The sequence below is a fragment of the Aliiruegeria lutimaris genome (assembly GCF_900099935.1).
Lineage (GTDB): Bacteria > Pseudomonadota > Alphaproteobacteria > Rhodobacterales > Rhodobacteraceae > Tropicimonas > Tropicimonas lutimaris.
Window position 1 is genome coordinate 1 of the sequence record NZ_FNEK01000066.1, and the last position, 19,352, is coordinate 19,352.

24 protein-coding genes and 1 pseudogene are annotated in these 19,352 nt (G+C 63.4%); 17 read left to right on the top strand and 8 right to left on the bottom strand.

The genetic code is table 11. The annotated features are described in order from the left end of the window. Together BLR85_RS21830 and BLR85_RS21835 are read left to right on the top strand one after the other, a co-directional pair. A partial coding sequence (locus tag BLR85_RS21830) for a transposase (protein WP_170844697.1) occupies positions 1–306 on the top strand: 306 nt, incomplete at its 5' end. Positions 307–320: 14 nt separating this feature from the next. Further along, positions 321–677: pseudogene (locus BLR85_RS21835) on the top strand (esterase-like activity of phytase family protein); the annotation flags it as partial. Positions 678–1,028: 351 nt separating this feature from the next. Here the strand turns inward: BLR85_RS21835 and BLR85_RS21840 are convergent. Continuing rightward, on the bottom strand, positions 1,029–1,481 hold the full coding sequence (locus tag BLR85_RS21840) for a VOC family protein (protein WP_093162356.1): 453 nt from the start codon (positions 1,479–1,481) through the stop codon (positions 1,029–1,031). A 146-nt stretch (positions 1,482–1,627) separates the two neighbouring features. On the opposite strand from BLR85_RS21840, the gene BLR85_RS21845 reads away from it, so the two are divergent. The 7 genes from BLR85_RS21845 to BLR85_RS21875 all read left to right on the top strand — a co-directional run bounded on the left by BLR85_RS21845 (position 1,628) and on the right by BLR85_RS21875 (position 8,462). Then, positions 1,628–2,317: a haloacid dehalogenase type II gene (locus BLR85_RS21845; protein WP_093162358.1), complete on the top strand. Its 690-nt coding sequence runs from the start codon at positions 1,628–1,630 to the stop codon at positions 2,315–2,317. Next, positions 2,314–3,150, top strand: coding sequence for an alpha/beta fold hydrolase (locus tag BLR85_RS21850; protein WP_093162361.1), 837 nt, complete (start codon positions 2,314–2,316; stop codon positions 3,148–3,150). Before BLR85_RS21845 ends, BLR85_RS21850 begins: the two co-directional genes overlap by 4 nt. Beyond that, positions 3,147–4,115, top strand: a complete 969-nt coding sequence (locus BLR85_RS21855; RefSeq protein ID WP_093162363.1) for a threonine ammonia-lyase — start codon at positions 3,147–3,149, stop codon at positions 4,113–4,115. The genes BLR85_RS21850 and BLR85_RS21855 overlap by 4 nt, the downstream gene beginning before the upstream one ends. A gap of 71 nt (positions 4,116–4,186) precedes the next feature. Next, on the top strand, positions 4,187–4,972 hold the full coding sequence (gene pcaD, locus BLR85_RS21860) for a 3-oxoadipate enol-lactonase (protein WP_093162366.1): 786 nt from the start codon (positions 4,187–4,189) through the stop codon (positions 4,970–4,972). Positions 4,973–5,105: 133 nt separating this feature from the next. Further along, positions 5,106–5,981 carry a glutathione-dependent disulfide-bond oxidoreductase gene (gene yghU, locus BLR85_RS21865; protein ID WP_093162369.1) on the top strand — a complete coding sequence of 292 codons (876 nt, stop codon included), beginning with the start codon at positions 5,106–5,108 and terminating at the stop codon, positions 5,979–5,981. Positions 5,982–6,163: 182 nt separating this feature from the next. Next, positions 6,164–7,354, top strand: coding sequence for a TCR/Tet family MFS transporter (locus BLR85_RS21870; protein WP_093162446.1), 1,191 nt, complete (start codon positions 6,164–6,166; stop codon positions 7,352–7,354). 25 nt (positions 7,355–7,379) lie between these two features. Then, complete coding sequence (locus tag BLR85_RS21875) at positions 7,380–8,462, top strand: alcohol dehydrogenase catalytic domain-containing protein (protein ID WP_093162372.1); 1,083 nt, start codon at positions 7,380–7,382, stop codon at positions 8,460–8,462. A 325-nt stretch (positions 8,463–8,787) separates the two neighbouring features. Here BLR85_RS21875 and BLR85_RS21880 read toward each other — a convergent pair whose 3' ends face one another. Together BLR85_RS21880 and BLR85_RS21885 are read right to left on the bottom strand one after the other, a co-directional pair. Beyond that, positions 8,788–9,471 (bottom strand): haloacid dehalogenase type II, encoded by a 684-nt coding sequence (locus tag BLR85_RS21880; protein WP_093162375.1) that lies wholly within the window; start codon positions 9,469–9,471, stop codon positions 8,788–8,790. Positions 9,472–9,486: 15 nt separating this feature from the next. Next, positions 9,487–9,747 (bottom strand): hypothetical protein, encoded by a 261-nt coding sequence (locus BLR85_RS21885; RefSeq protein ID WP_093162378.1) that lies wholly within the window; start codon positions 9,745–9,747, stop codon positions 9,487–9,489. Positions 9,748–9,889: 142 nt separating this feature from the next. Between BLR85_RS21885 and BLR85_RS21890 the strand changes: the two genes are divergently transcribed. The 3 genes from BLR85_RS21890 to BLR85_RS21900 all read left to right on the top strand — a co-directional run bounded on the left by BLR85_RS21890 (position 9,890) and on the right by BLR85_RS21900 (position 11,991). After that, positions 9,890–10,267, top strand: a complete 378-nt coding sequence (locus BLR85_RS21890; protein ID WP_093162380.1) for a NifB/NifX family molybdenum-iron cluster-binding protein — start codon at positions 9,890–9,892, stop codon at positions 10,265–10,267. Between the two features lie 114 nt (positions 10,268–10,381). Further along, the gene (locus tag BLR85_RS21895; RefSeq protein ID WP_093162383.1) at positions 10,382–11,614 is read left to right on the top strand and encodes a mandelate racemase/muconate lactonizing enzyme family protein; all 1,233 of its coding nucleotides are present in this window, start codon (positions 10,382–10,384) and stop codon (positions 11,612–11,614) included. A gap of 116 nt (positions 11,615–11,730) precedes the next feature. Next, on the top strand, positions 11,731–11,991 hold the full coding sequence (locus tag BLR85_RS21900) for a hypothetical protein (RefSeq protein WP_093162386.1): 261 nt from the start codon (positions 11,731–11,733) through the stop codon (positions 11,989–11,991). A gap of 78 nt (positions 11,992–12,069) precedes the next feature. On the opposite strand, the gene BLR85_RS21905 is transcribed toward BLR85_RS21900, so the two are convergent. Together BLR85_RS21905 and BLR85_RS21910 are read right to left on the bottom strand one after the other, a co-directional pair. Then, on the bottom strand, positions 12,070–12,405 hold the full coding sequence (locus tag BLR85_RS21905; RefSeq protein WP_139188498.1) for a hypothetical protein: 336 nt from the start codon (positions 12,403–12,405) through the stop codon (positions 12,070–12,072). A 58-nt stretch (positions 12,406–12,463) separates the two neighbouring features. Beyond that, complete coding sequence (locus tag BLR85_RS21910; RefSeq protein WP_170844698.1) at positions 12,464–12,889, bottom strand: hypothetical protein; 426 nt, start codon at positions 12,887–12,889, stop codon at positions 12,464–12,466. A 248-nt stretch (positions 12,890–13,137) separates the two neighbouring features. Between BLR85_RS21910 and BLR85_RS28635 the strand changes: the two genes are divergently transcribed. Then, positions 13,138–13,320 (top strand): hypothetical protein, encoded by a 183-nt coding sequence (locus BLR85_RS28635; RefSeq protein ID WP_139188499.1) that lies wholly within the window; start codon positions 13,138–13,140, stop codon positions 13,318–13,320. A 44-nt stretch (positions 13,321–13,364) separates the two neighbouring features. Here the strand turns inward: BLR85_RS28635 and BLR85_RS21915 are convergent, their stop codons facing one another. Then, positions 13,365–13,640: a hypothetical protein gene (locus tag BLR85_RS21915; RefSeq protein WP_093162397.1), complete on the bottom strand. Its 276-nt coding sequence runs from the start codon at positions 13,638–13,640 to the stop codon at positions 13,365–13,367. A gap of 73 nt (positions 13,641–13,713) precedes the next feature. After that, entirely contained in the window at positions 13,714–14,481 is a 768-nt protein-coding gene (locus BLR85_RS21920) for an alpha/beta fold hydrolase (protein ID WP_093162402.1), read from the bottom strand. A 76-nt stretch (positions 14,482–14,557) separates the two neighbouring features. Between BLR85_RS21920 and BLR85_RS21925 the strand changes: the two genes are divergently transcribed. Beyond that, positions 14,558–14,932, top strand: a complete 375-nt coding sequence (locus BLR85_RS21925) for a hypothetical protein (protein WP_093162405.1) — start codon at positions 14,558–14,560, stop codon at positions 14,930–14,932. A gap of 266 nt (positions 14,933–15,198) precedes the next feature. Beyond that, positions 15,199–16,539, top strand: a complete 1,341-nt coding sequence (dacB, locus tag BLR85_RS21930) for a D-alanyl-D-alanine carboxypeptidase/D-alanyl-D-alanine endopeptidase (RefSeq protein ID WP_342028812.1) — start codon at positions 15,199–15,201, stop codon at positions 16,537–16,539. 230 nt (positions 16,540–16,769) lie between these two features. Here the strand turns inward: dacB and BLR85_RS21935 are convergent, their stop codons facing one another. Further along, the gene (locus tag BLR85_RS21935; protein WP_093162411.1) at positions 16,770–17,192 is read right to left on the bottom strand and encodes a tellurite resistance TerB family protein; all 423 of its coding nucleotides are present in this window, start codon (positions 17,190–17,192) and stop codon (positions 16,770–16,772) included. Positions 17,193–17,335: 143 nt separating this feature from the next. Between BLR85_RS21935 and BLR85_RS21940 the strand changes: the two genes are divergently transcribed. Next, positions 17,336–18,919 carry a lysine--tRNA ligase gene (locus tag BLR85_RS21940; RefSeq protein WP_093162414.1) on the top strand — a complete coding sequence of 528 codons (1,584 nt, stop codon included), beginning with the start codon at positions 17,336–17,338 and terminating at the stop codon, positions 18,917–18,919. A 37-nt stretch (positions 18,920–18,956) separates the two neighbouring features. Beyond that, positions 18,957–19,343 carry a GFA family protein gene (locus BLR85_RS21945; protein ID WP_093162417.1) on the top strand — a complete coding sequence of 129 codons (387 nt, stop codon included), beginning with the start codon at positions 18,957–18,959 and terminating at the stop codon, positions 19,341–19,343. The last annotated feature ends 9 nt before the right edge of the window (positions 19,344–19,352 follow it).

Consider the following 19,352-nt stretch of genomic DNA (forward strand, 5'->3'; position numbering starts at 1 on the left):
GAAACCCAACTGGGGCCGACGCTGCGCGAAGGCGACGTTGTCATACTCGACAACCTGTCGAGCCACAAAGCCCCGGCCGCAGCGGCGTCCCTACGCGCGATTGGTGCATGGTTCCTGTTCCTGCCACCCTACAGCCCAGATCTGAATCCCATCGAGATGGCCTTCTCGAAACTCAAGACACTGATCAGGAAGGCCGCCGCGCGAACCTATGACCAACTCTGGGCCGCCGTCGGACAGGTCTGCAACCTCTTCTCGGACGAAGAATGCTACAACTACTTCAAAGCCGCAGGCTATGAGGCCGATTAAACGCGACACGCTCTAAAACCTCCCCCGAAAAGGGCTGGGTCGGCCTTTCCGAGATCGTGGCCCATGGCGACTGGTTCTACGTCATCGAGCGCGACAACCAGATTGGCGCCGATGCGGTGACCAAGAAGATCTACCGCATCCCGGCCACCGACATGGTGCCCACCCCGCTCGGCGGCGAACTCAGGGTCGTCTCCAAGGAAGAGGTGCGCGACCTGCTGCCCGACCTCAAGCAGTTGAACGGTTATGTGCAGGACAAGATCGAGGGTTTGGCCATTGACGCGGCGGGCGAGGTTTTCATCTCGACCGACAATGACGGCGTCGACGACCATTCCGGCGAGACACTGTTCTTCTCCATTGGCAAGATCGAGTAAGCGGACGAAGATCCCGCATCAAAAAAGGGGCGTCCGTTTTTTGGGGGCGCCCCTTGTTGCAGACGCTGTACGGAAGTCCCGTTTTCCCGCTTTGTTACCCTTGTTGCCGGCCCGGGGGCGCGCGCTTCGCGCGCGGGAGCGATCCTTCGGATCGTGCCTCCGGCGGGGATATTTGGGGAAAGATGAAACGAAAATCCTCAGAAATCATCTTTCCACAAATATCCTGGGGGGAGCGCTCACGAGAGCGCGGGGGGCAACGCCCCCCAACCGACCTATCCGATCGGAAAGACGCCAAGCTCCCTGTCGCGATGGATCGGAACAATTCGCCGGCGCCTGCCGCGGAAAAGACCCTCAGATTGGGAAATTGTCCGCCTCGACTTCCTCTTCCTCCATGTCCCTGTCGGCATCTACCAATGAATCTCCCTCAAACACAGGCTTCATGAAGCCAAGAGCCGCGCCGGTCGGGTCCTTGACGATACCGATCCGCCCCACGCCAGGGACGTCGAAGGGCGGCCGCATGACCTCGCCGCCAGTGGCGCGGGTCTGCTCCATGGCGCGTTCCACGTCGTCCACGGCGAAATAGGTGAACCAATGCGGCGGCACCTCCGCCAGGTGCTCCATGCCGCTCATATCCATGATGCCGGCCACCGGCTTCCCATGCGCCACCGCAACGAAATACGTTCCGCGCTCCATCGGCATCGGCTCGATGCTCCAGCCGCAGACCTCCCGATACCAGGCCACGGCTTTTTCGACATCGCGGGTCATCAATTCGCTCCACCAGACAACCCCGTGATTGATGCTCATGTCACCCTCCCGTTCGACTCTCTCTCCAGCTTGTCGCGCACCTGAAGATTAACACGCCGCGACTATCAACGACAGGCAACCTCCCCGTAATCGGTCGTTTTCATCCCGCCCTGCCTGTGCCAGTCTCAGGTACGAGGGAGAGACACATGACGATCAAGGTCGCTGTATTCGACGCCTATGGCACGCTGTTCGATGTCGCCGCCGCTGCCCGTCGGGCGTCCCGCGAGCCCGGGGGCGCAGCGCTTGCCGCGCATTGGCAGGAACTCGCCGCGACATGGCGCGACAAGCAACTGCAATATACCTGGCTGCGCGCGATTACCGGGCAGCACGAGCCCTTCTGGCGGGTCACGGTCGATGCGCTCGATTATGCCCTGGAGGCGCATGGACTGTCCGAACAGGCAACGCTGCGCGACCGACTCTTGGCGCTCTATCGCGAGCTCGATGCCTATCCGGAAGTGCCCGAGATGCTTTCGCGGCTGCGCGCGGGCGGGCTTCCCACGGCGATCCTGTCCAATGGCTCGCCTGAAATGCTGCTTGATGCCGTCACCTCCGCCGGGATCGGCGATCTGCTGGACGCGGTGCTCTCGGTCGAGGATGTCGGGGTCTACAAGCCCGATGCGCGCGTCTACTCCATGGTGGGTGCCCGGTTCGATTGCACACCCAAGGAGGTTCTCTTCGTGTCCTCCAATGGCTGGGATGCCGCCGGGGCCGCAGGCTTCGGCTTCCGGACGATCTGGGTCAATCGCGCCGGACTGCCGATGGACCGCCTGCCCGACCGGCCCGCACATGTCTTGACTGATCTCGAATCCGTTCCGGAGCTTGCCACCGCGCCATGACCGAGTTTTTCACCACGCCGGACGGGCTGCGCCTGGCCTATAACGACACCGGGCACGGCCATCCGCTGCTTTGCCTGGCCGGGTTGTCTCGAAACATGGACGATTTCGCACCTGTCGTGGCGCATTTCGCCTCTCGCGCCCGTGTCCTGCGTCTCGACAGCCGCGGGCGGGGCCGTTCGGACCGTGACCCCGACTTTCACAATTACAGCGTCCTTCAGGAAGCCCGTGACGTGGTCGCGCTGCTCGATCACCTCGGGCTGGAGAAGGTGTCGATCCTTGGCACCTCGCGCGGCGGGCTTATCGCCATGTCACTGGCGATGGTGAATCCGGAACGGCTGCATGGTGTCATCTTCAACGATATCGGCCCGGTGGTGGACCCCGCCGGGCTGGCCGATATCATGGGCTATCTCGGCTACAAGCCCAGCTATTCGAGCTTTGAAGACGCCGCCGACCGCCTTCCGGAAGCCATGGCGCCGCGTTTCAGCAATGTTCCGCGCGCGACATGGCAGGCATTTGCCGAGGCGCTTTGGTTCGAAACACCCCAGGGGCTCGATATCCGTTACGATCCCGCCTTGCGCCGCGCGGTTCTGGAACAGGCTGCCGAGGGCGCATTGCCCGAGATATGGCCGCTCTTCGAGGCTCTGGCGCCCTTCCCCGTCGCGCTGATCCGGGGAGAAAATTCGAACATCTTGACACGGGAGACGGCGGAGGAGATGCGTCGACGCAAGCCCGACCTGATCTTCGCAGAGGTGCCCGACCGGGGTCATGTGCCCTTCCTCGACGAGCCGGAATCGCGCGCGGTGATTTCCGCCTATCTGGAGAGTGTTACTTGAATATCGACGCCATCGAAGCCGCCGCTGCCCGGCTCGCCGGACATGCACGGCGGACACCGCTGCTATCCTCGCCTTTTCTCGACGAGATCGCCGGACGGCCGGTCCATGTGAAGGCCGAATGCCTGCAACATACCGGCTCCTTCAAGTTCCGCGGTGCATGGTCCGCGATCTCGGCCCTGCCCGAAGGCACGCGCGGCGTGATTGCCTTTTCCTCGGGAAACCACGCGCAAGGCGTGGCGCTGGCGGCAAAGCTGCACGGCCTGCCCTCGGTCATCATCATGCCCTCGGACGCGCCCGCGCTCAAACGCGCCAACACGGCCGCGCTCGGGGCGGAGGTCATCCTCTATGATCGCGCCACCGAAGACCGCGACGCCATCGGCGAGCGGCTGGCGGAGGAACGGGGCCTGAGCCTCGTGCGGCCATTCGACGACGCGCAGGTGATCGCCGGACAGGGCACCTGCGGGCTGGAGATCGCCGCACAGGCGGCGGAACTCGGCATCGAGCGGGCCACGATGCTCACCTGCTGCGGTGGCGGCGGGCTGACCTCGGGCATCGCGCTGGCGCTGGAGGCGCGCGCGCCGGGCATCAAGGTGCGCACGGTGGAGCCGGAGGATTCCGACGATGTCGCCCGCTCGCTGGCAGCCGGTGAACTGCTGCGCAACGCGTTCCAAAGCCGTTCCATCTGCGATGCCATCATCACGCCCGCCGCCGGCAAGCTGACCTTCCCCATCATGCAGCGCCTCTGCGGCCCCGGCTTGAGCGTGAGGGACGAGGAATGCCTGAAGGCCGTCGCGCTGGCCTTCCTGCGGCTCAAGATCGTTCTGGAACCGGGCGGTGCCGCCGCGCTGGCCGCCGCGCTTTTCCATGGCGACGCGCTGGACGATGGTCCGGTCATCGTCACAGCCTCTGGTGGCAATGTGGACCCGGCCATCTTCGCCCGTGCATTGGAGACATTGCCGGACTGAGCAATCCGGCCTTTCGTCCATGCACGCGCGGCGCTACGGATGGCCGCGACCCCTGCCAAGAGGATGAACAGATGCACATGGCGGATCTCGGTGATATTTCCCTGCATTGGCGCGAGGATGGCAGCCCGAACGGCGCGCCCGTCGTCTTTGCCAACTCGCTGGGGACCGACCTGCGGATCTGGGACGACGTTGTCGCCCGCCTGCCCGAAAGCTATCGCGTCATTCGCTATGACATGCGCGGCCATGGCCTGTCGGATTGCCCGCCAGCGCCCTATGCCATGGGCACGTTGGTGCGCGATGCCGAACGGCTTCTGGACCGGCTGGCGGTCACGGAGTGCGTTTTCGTCGGCCTCTCCGTCGGCGGCATGGTCGCGCAGGGGCTTGCGGCCAAGCGGCTGGACCTTGTTCGCGCGATGGTTCTGTCCAATACCGCGGCCAAGATCGGCACGCGCGGCACGTGGGAAGAGCGCATCGCCGCCGTCGAGGCAGGCGGCATCGAGGCGCTGGCCGACGGCATCATGGAGAAATGGTTCACCCGCGCCTTTCGCGAAACGGCCGAGTTGAAACTCTGGCGCAACATGGTCACGCGTTCACCGCAAGAGGGCTATATCGGCACCTGCCACGCCATCGCGGGCACCGATTTCTACGCCACCACCGCCGCGCTCACCCTGCCGACGCTGGCCATCGCCTGTTCCGAGGACGGCTCTACCCCGCCCGATCTCGTCCGCGAGACCGCAGAACTGGTCAAGGGATCGGAGTTCCACCTGTTCCGCGCCGCGGGCCACATCCCTTGCGTCGAGCAACCCGACGCCTACGCGAGCCGGTTGACCGAGTTCCTGCGCGCCATCGGGCACTGACCCCAATCAATTGCTCTGGAACACGAAAATGTCACGCTGCATTGCAGCGGTAGAATCTCTGAGGGCGCTTCCTATATAAAATGCCGAGAGACGTGCGCCGCGCGCGCGGAGAGAATTGAAGGAATTGAATCACATGCTGAAGGAAGTCAGCTACGTGCCGCCGAAGGTCTGGACATGGGACGCGGGCAGCGGCGGCGAATGGGCGAGCATCAACCGCCCCATCTCCGGCCCGACCCATGACAAGGAGTTGCCTCGCGGCAAGCATCCGCTGCAGCTCTATTCGCTCGCCACGCCCAACGGGCAAAAGGTGACGATCATGCTCGAAGAACTGCTCGAGTTGGGTGTGAAAGGCGCAGAATATGACGCCTTCCTCATCCGCATCGGCAAGGGCGAACAATTCTCCTCCGGCTTCGTCGAGCTGAACCCGAATTCCAAGATCCCTGCCCTGCTGGACACGGAAACCGGCTTGCGCGTCTTTGAATCCGGCGCGATCCTGCTCTATCTCGCCGAGAAATTCGGGAAATTCCTCCCCAAGGATCTCGCCGCCCGCACCGAGGCGCTCAACTGGCTTTTCTGGCTGCAGGGCTCCGCACCTTACCTCGGCGGCGGCTTCGGCCATTTCTATGCCTATGCGCCGGAGAAGATGCAGTACCCGATCGACCGCTTCACCATGGAAGCCAAGCGCCAGATGGATGTGCTGGACCGGCGCCTCGCCGAGAACCGCTACCTTGCCGGCGACGAGTACACGATTGCCGATATCGTGACCTGGCCCTGGTACGGCAACCTGGTGCTCGGCGACCAGTATGACGCGGGCGAGTTTCTCGATGTCGAGAGCTACACCCACCTGCGCCGCTGGGCCAAAGAGATCCTTGCGCGCCCGGCCGTCCAACGCGGACGGATGGTCAACAGGACCTCGGGGCCGCTCTCCGAGCAGCTTCACGAGCGCCATGACGCTTCCGATTTCGAAATGCGGACGCAAGACAAGCTGGAAACCAGCAAGGTCGCCTGACGGGCGTTGGGTCCGGGCGATAGCCATTGCCCCGATCCATCTTCTATGAGATTCGGAGCCGGGCATCCGCCGGAAGACCGCCGATGCCCGGACCGGATCTGTGAAAGCCCCGCGACGTGACCGACAGCACGGAGACCCTGACTGCTCCCGGCGCCAACCGCCCGGCCCTCGCCTTCATCCTGATGACGCTGGTTATCGACGCGATGGGGATCGGGCTGATTCTGCCCGTCATGCCGGAGCTTATCCGCGACGTGAATGGCGGCTCGCTCAGCGAGGCGGCAATCTGGGGCGGAATCCTGGCGACGGGCTTTGCCGTGATGCAATTTCTTTTCGGCCCGGTGCTCGGCTCGCTGTCCGATGCCTGGGGCCGGCGACCGATCCTGTTGGCCTCGCTTGCAGTAATGTCGGCCGACTACATCGTAATGGCGGTGACCGGCTCGATCTGGATGCTGCTGGCGGCCCGGATCGTCGGCGGCATCCTCGCCGCGACCCATTCCACCGCGATGGCCTATGTCGCCGACATTTCGCGCCCGGAAGAAAAGGCGCCACGTTTCGCGCTGACCCATGCCGCTTATGGCGTGGGCTTCGTGATCGGGCCGATGATGGGCGGGCTGCTCGGCGCCTTCGGGCCGCGCGCCCCCTTCGTCGTCGCCGCCATCCTTGCCGCGCTGAACATGGTGCTTGGCTGGTTCGTTTTGCCTGAAACGGTGACGGACCGCATCCGCCGTCCCTTCACCTGGCGCCGCGCCAACCCGTTCGGGGCGATCATGCATATCGGCAACCTGCCCGGACTCGGCCGGCTGCTCGCGGTGCTGGCGATCTATGAATTCGCGCTCTACGTCTACCCGGCGATCTGGGCCTATTTCACCCCCGTGCGTTTTGGCTGGGACAGCACCATGGTCGGCCTGTCGCTGGCGCTGTTCGGCATCGGGTACACGATCGTTCAGGCGGGGCTCGTGCGGCCGTTCCTGAAGACGTTCGGCGAGAATGGCACGATCCTCTTCGGCCTCACCTTCGAAGTCGCCATCCTGGCCACGCTCGGCGTCGTCACCTCCGGGACGATCGCCCTCATCCTGACGCCGATATCCGCCATTGGCTCGGTCGCCGTTCCAGCCCTGCAAGGCGTCATGTCCCAACGCGTGGGAGAGGATTCCCAGGGCGAATTGCAGGGGGTGATCACCTCCACCATCTCGCTGGCCACGATCCTTGCCCCATTGGTGATGACCCAGGTTTTCTATTTTTCGACTCGCGACGGCGCGGGCTTCCATCATCCGGGCGCAGCTTTTCTGCTTGCCGCTGCGCTAATGGTCGGTTGCGTGCTCCTTTATGTCGCCGGAACGCGAGTGCCGCAGGCGGATCCCGACGGAAGCTGATCAAAACCACGCCGGGAGTCGTGCCATGAGCAAGTCGATCAAAGCCGCCGTCTGCCGGGCCTTCAACGCCCCGCTGACAATCGAAACCCTGACGCTTGCCGCCCCGGGTGCTGGCGAGGTGCAGGTCGAAATGGAAGCGGTCGCCATCTGCCATTCCGACATCTCCTATATCGACGGCGGCTGGGGCGGCACGCTGCCGGCCGTCTACGGCCATGAGGGCGTGGGCCGCGTCACCGCGGCGGGGCCGGGCGTTTCCGCCGTCGCCGAAGGGGACCGGGTTCTCGTGACGCTGATCCGCGCCTGTCACAGCTGCACCGCATGCGCCACCGGCCACCCGGCCTATTGCGACGGAAACCCGGCCAGGGACACCCCCCTCGCCGATGCCGCCGGCGCCCCCGTGCTCGGCGCGATGAACTGCGGTGCCTTTGCCGAAGCGGTCACCGTGGACGCGTCGCAATTGGTCCGTATCCCCGAGGACATGCCCGCCGAGAGTGCCTGCCTGCTCTCCTGCGGCGTGATCACCGGCATCGGAGCGGCGGTCAACACCGCGGCCCTCCGGCCCGGCCAGATCGCGGTCGTCGTCGGTGCCGGCGGCGTGGGGCTCAACGCGATCCAGGGCGCTCGCATCGCCGGTGCCGCGCGGATCGCGGCCATCGACATGAGCGAAGAGAAACTCGCCATCGCGCGGGAATTCGGCGCCACGGACGGCATTCTGGCCAATGACCCCGAAGCGCTCGACAAGCTGCACAGGGTGGCTCCCAAGGGCGCCGATGCCGTGCTGCTCTGCACCGGCGCAATCCAGGCCTACCAGGGCGCGTTGGACTACCTCGCGCCGCGGGGGCAAGTCATTCTCGTCGGCATGCCGCATGTCGGACAAAAGGTCGACTACGAGCCAGTCGACATGGCCGCCGCCGGCCAGGGTATAGTTGGCTCCAAGATGGGCGATGCGGTCCCGCTCCGCGACATCCCCTGGATGATCGACCTGTACCGGCAAGGCCGCCTGAAACTGGATGAACTGGTCTCGGGCCGCTGGTCGCTCGAACAGATCAACGAAGCCATCGCAGACACGAAAACCGGCGGAGCACGACGCAACGTGATCCTGTTCTGAAGCACCGCGCACCATGTAGGCGTGCACCGGCGGAGCAGCTCCCGGCCTCAACCTCGTTAACCTTAACGCCCTTTAGGGTTAATGAAAAATGAAGGCCGGTTCTGTCTGCTCAACACCCTTCGCACAGAATGAACGTACCGGCCGGGGGGCGCTGCCCCCCGCGCTCTTTCGAGCGCTCCCCCCGGGATATTTGCAGAAAGAGGATGAACCGAGCGCTTCTGCTTTCATCTGTCCGACAAATACCTCCGCCGGAGGCATGATCCGCCGGATCGTCCTACCAAGGCAACAAACAGAAAAACGGTAGAACTCCTGCTCCAGGCTCCCGCTACTGCCCCGCCACTCGCGCGGCCAGCTCGTGAAAGTCAGCTGCCACGATATCCCAGTCGTCCTCTGCCAGGAGGTCCGTGTTCTGTTGAGCCCCGTGTTCCTGCGGTCGCAGCACGAACCCGGTCGCCAGACCTTGCGCGCGTGCAGCGCGCAGATCGCTGTTATGCGCTGCCACCATCATCACTTTCGCCGGTGGGAGCCGCAATGCGGCGCAGGCCGCGCGGTAGACCTCCGGCTTGGGCTTGTAGTCATGCGCCAGGTCGGCGCCGAGAACGCAATCCCAGGGCAAGCCGGCATTGCGCGCCATTCGGGTGATCAGGGCGATCGAGCCGTTCGAACAGGGCGCCACGATCCGTGACCGCCGGATCTCGTTCAACCCGACAACGACATCTGGCCAGGGATCGAGCTTGTCCCATGCCCGGTTCAGCGCTTCGGGATCCGCGAGTTCCACTCCGAACCGATCCGCGACGATATGCAGGTTCTCCAGATGCAGGTCATCGAGCGGGATATATCCGCGGTTGCCGGCGCGCACCCGTGCCATCGCCGGATCGTATTCGCCCCGCCACGCATCGGCGAAAGCGAATGCATCGACCTCCGGCAGCACCGCTGCCACTTCGCGCGCGACGGAGTTGCGCCAATCGACACAGGTTCCGAAAACATCGAAGATCAGTGCCTCGATCATCGCCACCTCCGCGCGCTATCGCATTGCCGAGAGATTTGCGATCAGCAGGTTGCGACGGCGCTCCGTCTCCTCGTTGATCCGCTCGGCAACACCCGTTGCATGGGTTAGATGCTGTTCGACAATCGCGGCCTGTTCGCGACAGCAAACCTCCATCGCTCGATGCATCGCCTTGTCGATGGCCGCGAGGATCTCGGCCTCGTGGCCGTCGGTCACCCCTATACCTTCAATAGCCTTTATCTCTTCGAGTGCATCTCGTGCGATCTTGCTCAATGCCATGACCCTTTCTCCTCCAGTCTCCCGGCGCATCCAATCACGTGGCTGGACTGGGCTCAAGGGCCGGCAGGCACGTTGCACCCGATGGCGGGATGGGCCATTGCTAAAAATGAAATATGCCTTCTGCCACCTATGGAGACCATCCATGCGCATTGCCGTTGCAAGCCAGAACTTCCGCATCGTTACCGGACATGCCGGCAGAACCCGCCGGTTTCTGATCTTCGAGGCAACGCCCGACCAGCCCGCGAAAGAGGTGGGCCAGCTGGACATGCCCAAGGAGATGTCGCTGCACGAGTTCCGCGGTGCAGGAGAGCATCCGCTCTTTGCAATGGATGCCGTCATCGCGGGGAGTGCCGGGCCGGGCTTCATCCGGCGCATGGCCGCGCATGGCGTGATCTCCTGCACGACGTCGGAGAAGGATCCGGCCGCGGCGGCCGCCGCCCTTGCCAGCGGCAAACTGCCCGCCGCCCTGCCCGATATCCACGATCACGCGGATGGCGGACACGGTTGTTCCTGCGGATAGAGCAACCGTGTCGCTGCAGGCCTTGCTGGTGACGCAGGCGGATTGCCCACGCTCTTGCCGAGCGGTTAGCCTGAAGCTGGTCCCGTCACCGCAGAGCTCCCGCGAAAGGCTGCCATGAAACTCGCCGATCTCGACATCATCGTCACCGCGCCCCCCGCACCCGGCTGGGGCGGGCGCTACTGGATTTTCGTCAAGCTCACCACGGCTTGTGGCATTACCGGCTGGGGTGAGGTCTATGCCGCCGTCGTGGGGCCGGAAGCGATGAAGGCGGTCATCGCGGATGTGTTCGAGCGCCACATGGCCGGGGAGAACCCCGAAAATGTGGAGCTGATGTTCCGCCGCGCCTATTCCTCGGGCTTCACCCAACGCCCCGATCCGACGGTGATGGGTGCCTTTTCCGGGCTGGAAATCGCCTGCTGGGACATTCTCGGCAAGGCGCGCGAGCGGCCCGTCTGGGCGCTACTGGGTGGGCGGATGAACGAGCGGCTGCGCGCCTATACCTATCTTTATCCGGACGAAAACGACCGCCTGCCGGAGTTCTGGGTGGATGCAGACGCCGCCGGAGAGGCGGCGGCAAAACGGGTCGCGCAGGGTTTCACCGCGATCAAGTTCGATCCGGCGGGGCCCTACACGATCCGCTCCGGCCACCAGCCGGCGATGTCGGACATCGAGCGCTCGGTGCGGTTCTGCCGGGCCATCCGAGATGCCGTAGGCGATCGGGCCGACCTGCTTTTCGGCACGCATGGGCAATTCTCGACCGGCGGCGCCATTCGCATGGCCGAAGCCATCGCGCCCTTCTTTCCGCTCTGGTTCGAGGAGCCCTGCCCGCCCGACAACGTGGACGCCATGGCCCGGGTCGCGGCGGCAAGCCCGGTGCCGATTGCGACCGGCGAGCGGCTGACGACAAAGGCCGAGTTCGCGCCGCTGCTGGCCGCCGGGATTTCGATCCTGCAACCGGCCACCGGACGCTCCGGCGGGCTGTGGGAAACGAAGAAGATCGCCGCGCTGGCCGAGGCCTATAACGCGCAGGTCGCGCCGCATCTCTATGCCGGGCCGGTCGAATGGGCCGCCAATGTGCAACTGGCCGCGACCCTGCCCAACCTGCTGATGGTGGAAACGATCGAAACCGGTGGCGATTTCCACCGTGCGCTGATCGGCGACAGCATCGCCTTTGAGGAGGGCTACCTGATCCCGCCTTCCGGCCCCGGCCTCGGCATCGATTTCGACGAAGCACTCGCGCGCGCGCATCCCTACACGGGCGATGGACTACACCTGGAAATGCAGGAAGCGCCCTGTGATTATTCGCGGGAAAACGTCTTTGGCGGCGGCGCGCCGGTAAAAATGTGAAGGGCGGCGCATCGGCGCGCTTTCAATCCAGTTCTTTGTCGGATGGGCTTTCTTGGCTAACGTGAAACCGTGGCCGGGCCAGACTCGGCCCGAGCCCGTATTTCAAGGAAGATACCATGCCCATTACCCGTCTCGCCCTTCCGCTTCTTACCCTGAGCGCGCTCACCGCTTGTGTTACCGTCGAGCCGGATCCGCCAGAGGTTGCCAGCTGCAAAGCTGCCGTGACCGCCCAAGGGGCCGGAGCAACCACGCTGATTTCGTCGGGCCCGGTCATTGATGGCCAGATGGTCAAGCTGCGCGAGGACAGCACCGGCACGACCTGGGATTGCATCATCGATACCAACGGGACGATCGAATCCGTCGATCTGGCACCGTAAGCCGCCTGAAGGCCACGGAATTTCCCGAGCGCGCTGGAGACAGCGCGCCCGCGTTCCTCTGGAACCACCCGGGCCTCGTCACTCGGCGAGGCGCGCCTCGGTTACGGTCCATGCGTCACCGGTCTTCGAGAGGCTGACCCGCCCCACGACCCCTTCGACGGGATAACGGAACTCCACTTCGGCCGAGGCCGACTGCTGATCAAAGCGGGTGATTTCCAGATAGGGCTGATCGCCCTCAGGCGCGGCGGGGCTCACCTCAACCGGTACGCCGAATTTCTCCAGCGATGCATCGGCGCAGGCCGGGTCCGAACAGACCAGCCGCAGCGGGCTGCGCTCCGGCAAACTGTCTACGTGGTAATATTGCTGCAATTCGGGCAGGTCGAGCACCAGCTGAAGCAGGGGAACATTCGTCATATTTGCCTCCACACAGGAGTTGAAACCGATCAGGGCCACCACAGACAGGGCCATGAAACTACCAGTACCGGTTGATATCCTTGCCATAGGCTTCTTTCTCGAACTCCTTGCCTTCTTCATATTCCTGATCCTTGCCGTCCTTCCAGTCGCCCCAGTGGACCATCTCGTGCAGAAGGGTGGATTCCAGCAGGATATGCATGCGCGGATCCTTGGCGTCACTGGCGGATTTCTCGAATTTCTCGCAGATCCCGACGTCGATATAGACCCGGTTGGGATCCGTTCCGCCAGAAAACTCCCCGTTCGCATTCTCCATCGCCCGGCAATCGACGATCGGGGTGGGCGAACAGGTTGTCAGCATCGCGCGCATGTCGCCACGCTTTTGCTCGGTATATTTCACGAAAGCATCGAAGACCTTTTTATTCTTCGGCACCTTGGCAAGGTTGTCATAGATCCAGGCGCTGAGCTTGGGATAGGAGGTTTTCATTTTCTGAGAGACCATCATGGGCACGAACCTCGGTCTGAGTGAGAAAAATCTGCTTGCAGAACTCACGGGAAGCCGATCTGAAACGACAGGCTTCCCTCCCGTTATTATCGCACGAAATGCCTTTTTTTCATAGGTCCTGCGAAGGAACTCACCCACGGATCGCAGGGGTGAGTTTGATCGGGATCAACGACATTCGGCCGCCGGATTGCTACCCGGCGGCATATTGATCGAAACCGTGAGGCCAGCCCGTGTTCAGACTGACGCTATTGCTGCATGCAATCACCTCGACCGTCATCATGGGCGTCGGCATCGTGGCCGCGCTGGTGATGGGCTTCGTTTCTGCGACGGCGATCATCCTGTCCATTCTTGCCGGCCTTTTTCTTGGTTGGCCGGTTGCCAGGCTGATTGCGAAGGAACTCTACGAGGAGTGAATCCATCCCCGCCGAGTTGTTCGAAAACAACTTGATGTCAGAAGTCATGAAGCGCCGCGCGCCGCCTCCGGGTGATCCTTCATGAAATGCTGAAGCGTGCGGAACAACTCCGCAGCGTGCGCGACGTCGTCCTTGTGCATGGCAACGCGCATGTCGTCGCAAATCATCTGTTGAACCTTTTGCGCCCCCTTGTGGATGTGCATCAGGTACTCACCCAACATGGTCGCATCGACGTCGTTGATGTGCTCATGCTCGGCAATGGCTGCAATCTGGTCGCGATCGAGGCAGCTCATGTCCTCCATATCGTCCAGTGTGATCATCCTATCCTCCCCTTTCGGCTGATCCACTTACGCAACGTTAACATGGTAAATCTTACTGAGTCCTTAATCGAGATCAATTGCCGGCATCGAGCCAGACGGCGATGGTCGATTCGAATTCACGCGGCTTCTCTGCATGCAGCCAATGGCCGACACCGGGGATTTTCACGAAGCGCGCGGTGGGGAAATAGCCCCTGATAACAGGGCGGTGCTCTGGAAGAACGTAGTCGGAATCGCCACCTGAGATAAACAGAACCCGACCGCCATAGGAGCCCTCGACAGCGGGCCAGGACAGGATCTTGTGCATTTCCTCGGCCAGAACATCGAGATTCAACCGCCAGCGCGGCGGGTCGGATTTGAGGTCGAGCGACTGCAGCAGGAAGGCGCGGGTCGACTCCTCGGACACGCGTTCGCGCAGCACCGCGTCGGCCTCGGAGCGCTTGCGCAGCCCCTCGATATCCAGCTCCTTCATTGCCTGCACGAGGTGCAGCTGCGTGTGCGCATAGGCGACGGGCGCAATATCGGCCACGACGAGCTGGCGCACCAGCTCCGGACGTCGCAGCGCCAGCAGCATCGAGGACTTGCCGCCCATGGAATGGCCCAGCACATCGGCCTGCCCACCATTCTGCTCGATCACCTTGGCCAGATCACCGGCCATGTCTTCATAGCCATTGGCCTCGGCACGAAAGGACTCGCCGTGGTTGCGCATGTCCACCGTGATCACCGGTCGGTCCGTCGAGAGCCGCTTGGCCAGCACGCCCCAGTTGCGGGCCGAGCCGAACAGCCCGTGTACGATCAGGAGCGGCGTTCCGCTGTCGGGGCCTTGACGATAGGTGGCGAGCATTGCGTTCTCTCCGCGGTTGGCAATGGGGCGTTAATTCCCTGTTTCGGCCTGCGGATCAACCGGCTAGAAGGGCGCCATGATGAACCGGTCGCTGCCTGAAACCAATGCCGAACTCGCGCTTCTGTGGCGTGAGCAACTTGGCGTGCGGGGTAAGAACACCCTGCAGGCAAAGCTGCGGCGGGCGCCGGGCACCCTGCCCCGCGCGCTACGGCGCGAGGTGCGTTTCCTGATCGACATGGAAAAGCTCTGGGACAACCCGAAGCTGCGCCGCCAGATCGATTTCGGCCGGATCGAAAAAGCCCAGTCGGAGTTGCGTCGTTTCCTCGACGCGATCGACCCGCGTGATCGCCTGATCGGGCGGTTCATCGGCATCATCGCGCCGCTGATGCTCAACATCCTCTTGATCTTTGCCGCCGTTGTGACATGGCTGGTCATGACAGGACGGGTCTGAGCGGCAACGCAGACGGCCACAAACGGGCCACGTCTTTTGACAAATCGGTGATTTCCGATCCAATCCCCTTGCCCCGTTCAACGGGCTTTGTTTCACTCCGCACCATGTCGAAAACGCCCTTTGCTCCATCCCGTCGCTGGCTCCTTGCCGGTCTTGCCGCAGGCGCGGCGGATATGGCCCTGGCCTCTCCGCCGACAGTCTCTGTGCGCCCCATGCCGCGCCCGGGCGGCCCGGGGGGACGTCTTTACCCATCGGCAGAATCTCTGGTGGAGCGGGCAAAGCTTGGCTCGGCCAAAGTCGGTTTTGCTGTCGCCGATGCGGCAACCGGCACTGTTCTGGAGACGATGAACCCCCTCCTGCAACAGCCCCCGGCCTCGGTGGCCAAGGCGTTGACCGCGCTTTACGGTCTGGAATGCCTGGGCGCGGACCACCGTTTCGCGACCCGGCTCCTGGCGACCGGCGCCGTGGAAGGGGGCATCATCAAGGGCGATCTGGTGCTCGCCGGATCCGGCGACCCGACGCTCGACACCGACCGGCTCGCCGATCTCGCAAAGCTGCTCAAGGCGGCGGGCGTTACCGGCGTCGAAGGCGATTTCCTGGCCTGGGACGGAGCGCTGCCCCGGATTGAAACGATCGACCCCGAGCAACCGGACCAGGTCGGCTACAACCCGGCCCTGTCAGGGCTGAACCTCAATTTCAACCGTGTACATTTCGAATGGCGTCGTAACGGTTCCGGTTGGAACGTGGCGATGGATGCCCGTTCGGCCCGGTACCGCCCGGACGTGCGAGTCGCGCGGATGGAGATCGTGCGACGGAAATACCCGATCTACACCTACGAGGATAGCGGCGAAACGGATCGCTGGACCGTGGCCAGCGGCGCGCTCGGGCAGGATGGCAGCCGTTGGCTGCCCGTCCGCAAGCCGACGCTCTACACCGCCGAGGTGTTCCAGATCCTCGCCCGTGCCGAGGGCGTCGCCTTGCCCGCGGCTATTCCCGTGCGCACCCTGCCGTCGGGTGCCGAGATTGCCCGCGTGGAGAGCGACGAGTTGCGTCCGATCCTCAAGGACATGCTGAAATACTCCACCAACGTGACGGCCGAGGCCATTGGCCTGACCGCGACCGCGCATTCGACAGCCTTTCCCGAGAGTCTCGCCCGTTCGGCCGAACAGATGTCGAGTTGGATTGGACGGCGGATCGACAGCGCGCGCCCCGCGCTTGTCGATCATTCCGGGCTTGGTGGTGAGAGCCGGATCAGCGCGCGCGACATGGTTCGCGCCCTGGTTACGCTTGGCCCCGGCCAGAACCTCGAGCCGCTGCTCAAGCCGATCCAGATGAAGGATGACAAGGGGCGTCCTTTGGAGAACCACCCCGTTAGGATTCTTGCCAAGACAGGTACGCTGAATTTCGTCTCGGCGCTTGCCGGCTACGCGATCCAACCTGATGGCCGCCGCCTCGCTTTCGCGACCTTCGTGGCAGACCCGCCCCGTCGCGATGCGATCCCGCGCGAACAGCGCGAGCGGCCGGAAGGGGTCCGCAGTTGGACCGCTCGCGCCCGAACGCTGCAGCTTCGCCTGATTGATCGCTGGAGTAACGTTTACACGGCTTGAATGCCAGCTCAGCCAATGCGGCGGAGGGGGGCGCTGCCCCCCGCGCTCTGGCGAGCGCTCCCCCCGGGATACCTACGGAAAGAGGAAGTCTCCAAGGTCCAAAATCCGTTCTATTTTCGAAAAAGTATCCCCGCCGGAGGCACGATCCAAAGGATCGTTCACACCCGCAAAGGGCACGTACTGCGCGGCGCAGCCGTCGGTCGAGGGCGACCCAATGGCTGCATTAAGGCTCAGACCGTCAGGTGACGTGCGCGCGCGCCACGTTCGATCGCAGCGGCATGCAGCCGGGGAATATCGAGCTGGTAACGCATTTCCTGCAACATGCGCAGCTCTTCCTCGGTCAGCCGGCCATCGGCCGCGGCCACGTCGCAGCACAGCGCATAGGCCGTTTCATGCAGATGTTCGGGCAGCGCCTCGTCGACCAAGCCGAACAGCGCATCAAGACCATCCTCCTCTTCGAAAAGATCGAAGACCAGGTTGGCCATCGTGCGGACATGGTCGGCATCGTAATCCGCGAACACGGGCAGATGGTTCACGATCCGCTCGATCGTGACCAGCTCCGAGGTGCGAATATTCTCGTCGGAGACGGAGGTGGCGATCATCACCGCAACGAGCGCATCCTGTGGCGACAGCGGTTGGGTGTCCTGAGACATCTTCGACTCCTTTTAGACTTTGCTTCACAGCAGATTTATTGACGACCGGCCTGCCCCGCAATAGGGAGTGGCGCGGTCTGTCCCGATGGCGGGCCGCTTTGGCGCGGCACGGGGCCGCGTTTGCAACGAGAAAGAACGTTTCAATGTCCGAACTGCGTGAGCTTGCGATGTCGTCCAAGGCCTGGCCTTTCGAAGAAGCCCGCCGGGTGTTGAAACGCTACGAGAAGACGCCGCCCGAGAAGGGCTACGTTCTGTTCGAGACCGGCTATGGCCCGTCGGGACTGCCGCATATCGGCACCTTTGGCGAGGTGCTGCGCACAACGATGATCCGCCACGCCTTCGAGCAGATCTCCGACATCCCCACCCGGCTGATCTGTTTCTCCGACGACCTTGACGGGATGCGCAAGGTTCCAGGCAACGTGCCCAACCAGGAGGAGCTGCGCGAGCATCTGCAGAAGCCGCTGACCAGCGTTCCCGACCCGTTCGGGGAGTTCGACAGCTTCGGGGACCATAACAACGCCATGCTGCGGCGGTTCCTCGACACGTTCGGTTTCGATTACGAGTTCTACTCGGCCACCGAGTTCTACGCCTCGGGCCAGTTCGACGAGATTCTGCTACGCGCCGCCGAGCGTTATGACGAGATCATGAAGGTCATGCTGAAATCGCTGCGCGAGGAGCGCCGGCAGACCTATTCGATCTTCCTGCCGCTGCACCCGGAGACGGGCCGCGTTCTCTATGTGCCGATGAAGCATGTCGATGCCAAGGCCGGCACGATCACCTTCGACGACGAGGATGGCCGCGAATGGACGCTGCCGGTCACTGGCGGAAAGGTGAAGCTGCAATGGAAGCCTGATTTCGGCGCTCGCTGGGCCGCACTCGGGGTCGATTTCGAGATGTATGGCAAGGATCACTCGACCAACACGCCGATCTACGACTCGATCTGCCGGATCCTTGGCGTACAGGCGCCGGAGCATTTCACCTACGAGCTTTTCCTCGACGAGAACGGCCAGAAGATTTCCAAATCCTCCGGCAACGGTATCTCGATCGACGAATGGCTGACCTATGCCTCGACCGAGTCGCTCAGCTATTTCATGTTCCTGAAGCCGAAGACCGCCAAGCGGCTGTTCTTCGACGTGATCCCGAAAGCGGTGGATGAATATCACCAGCAGCTCAAGGCCTATCACGGGCAGGATCTGAAGGCACAGCTTGCCAACCCTGTCTACCACATCCATGCCGGCGACGTGCCGCAATCGGACATGGTGGTCAGCTTCGCCATGCTGCTGAACCTGGCCTCCGTGGCCGGTGCCGAAGACAAGGAATCGCTCTGGGGCTTCATCCGCCGCTACGCGCCCGAAGCCACCGCCGAGACCCACCCGCAGCTGGACGCAGCGGCGGGACATGCCGTGCGCTATTACAATGACTTCGTGAAGCCCGCGAAAACCTTCCGCCTGCCCGACGACAAGGAACGTGCCGCACTGGAAGATCTCGCACAGCGGCTGCGCGACTGGGATGGCGGGCTGGATGCGGAAGAACTGCAATCGGTCGTCTTCGCCGTCGGCAAGGCGCATGAGTTGGATCCGCTGCGCAACTGGTTCAAGGCGATCTACGAAGTGTTGATGGGGGCGAGCCAGGGCCCGCGCTTCGGCGGCTTCATCGCGCTTTACGGCGTCGAGGAAACCGTGGCGCTGATCGAGAAGGGTCTGGCCGGCGAGCTGGCCTCCGCCTGATCCGGAGCGGCCGCGCCGGGATGGGAGGAAAAACAGCATGGAGCGTTTCACCGGCGGCTGTCTCCGCGGCAAGGTCCGCATGGTTGCGACGGGCAAACCCGACCGGGTCGGGATTTGCCACTGCCTCGATTGCCGCAAGCATCACGGCGCCGTGTTTTATGCGGCGGCCATCTTTCCCCGCGATGCGGCAACGGTCGAAGGCGAGACGCACAGTCACGCAGGCCGGCATTTCTGCCCGGCCTGCGGCGGCTCCGTGTTCGCGCGCAGCGGTGATGAAACCGAGGTCCATCTCGGTGCGCTGGATGCCGCCGACCAACTGGTGCCCAGCTATGAATGCTGGACGATCCAGCGCGAATCCTGGCTACCGCCCCTTCCCGGTGCCGATCAATTCGACCGGGACCGTATCCTGCCCTACAAGGACTGAGCCCAGGGT

Bases quoted from the DNA above. Each gene is read 5' to 3' on its own strand.
- BLR85_RS21885 (WP_093162378.1), bottom strand. From the start codon at position 9,747: ATGGCATTGAGCAAGATCGCACGAGATGCACTCGAAGAGATAAAGGCT.
- BLR85_RS21905 (WP_139188498.1), bottom strand. From the start codon at position 12,405: ATGACGAATGTTCCCCTGCTTCAGCTGGTGCTCGACCTGCCCGAATTG.
- BLR85_RS21850 (WP_093162361.1), top strand. From the start codon at position 2,314: ATGACCGAGTTTTTCACCACGCCGGACGGGCTGCGCCTGGCCTATAAC.
- BLR85_RS21945 (WP_093162417.1), top strand. From the start codon at position 18,957: ATGGAGCGTTTCACCGGCGGCTGTCTCCGCGGCAAGGTCCGCATGGTT.
- BLR85_RS21890 (WP_093162380.1), top strand. From the start codon at position 9,890: ATGCGCATTGCCGTTGCAAGCCAGAACTTCCGCATCGTTACCGGACAT.
- BLR85_RS21935 (WP_093162411.1), bottom strand. From the start codon at position 17,192: ATGTCTCAGGACACCCAACCGCTGTCGCCACAGGATGCGCTCGTTGCG.
- yghU (WP_093162369.1), top strand. From the start codon at position 5,106: ATGCTGAAGGAAGTCAGCTACGTGCCGCCGAAGGTCTGGACATGGGAC.
- BLR85_RS21895 (WP_093162383.1), top strand. From the start codon at position 10,382: ATGAAACTCGCCGATCTCGACATCATCGTCACCGCGCCCCCCGCACCC.
- BLR85_RS21870 (WP_093162446.1), top strand. From the start codon at position 6,164: ATGACGCTGGTTATCGACGCGATGGGGATCGGGCTGATTCTGCCCGTC.
- pcaD (WP_093162366.1), top strand. From the start codon at position 4,187: ATGCACATGGCGGATCTCGGTGATATTTCCCTGCATTGGCGCGAGGAT.
- BLR85_RS21940 (WP_093162414.1), top strand. From the start codon at position 17,336: ATGTCCGAACTGCGTGAGCTTGCGATGTCGTCCAAGGCCTGGCCTTTC.
- BLR85_RS21875 (WP_093162372.1), top strand. From the start codon at position 7,380: ATGAGCAAGTCGATCAAAGCCGCCGTCTGCCGGGCCTTCAACGCCCCG.
- BLR85_RS21920 (WP_093162402.1), bottom strand. From the start codon at position 14,481: ATGCTCGCCACCTATCGTCAAGGCCCCGACAGCGGAACGCCGCTCCTG.
- BLR85_RS21900 (WP_093162386.1), top strand. From the start codon at position 11,731: ATGCCCATTACCCGTCTCGCCCTTCCGCTTCTTACCCTGAGCGCGCTC.
- BLR85_RS21845 (WP_093162358.1), top strand. From the start codon at position 1,628: ATGACGATCAAGGTCGCTGTATTCGACGCCTATGGCACGCTGTTCGAT.
- BLR85_RS21925 (WP_093162405.1), top strand. From the start codon at position 14,558: ATGATGAACCGGTCGCTGCCTGAAACCAATGCCGAACTCGCGCTTCTG.
- BLR85_RS21840 (WP_093162356.1), bottom strand. From the start codon at position 1,481: ATGAGCATCAATCACGGGGTTGTCTGGTGGAGCGAATTGATGACCCGC.
- BLR85_RS21915 (WP_093162397.1), bottom strand. From the start codon at position 13,640: ATGATCACACTGGACGATATGGAGGACATGAGCTGCCTCGATCGCGAC.
- BLR85_RS21910 (WP_170844698.1), bottom strand. From the start codon at position 12,889: ATGAAAACCTCCTATCCCAAGCTCAGCGCCTGGATCTATGACAACCTT.
- BLR85_RS21880 (WP_093162375.1), bottom strand. From the start codon at position 9,471: ATGATCGAGGCACTGATCTTCGATGTTTTCGGAACCTGTGTCGATTGG.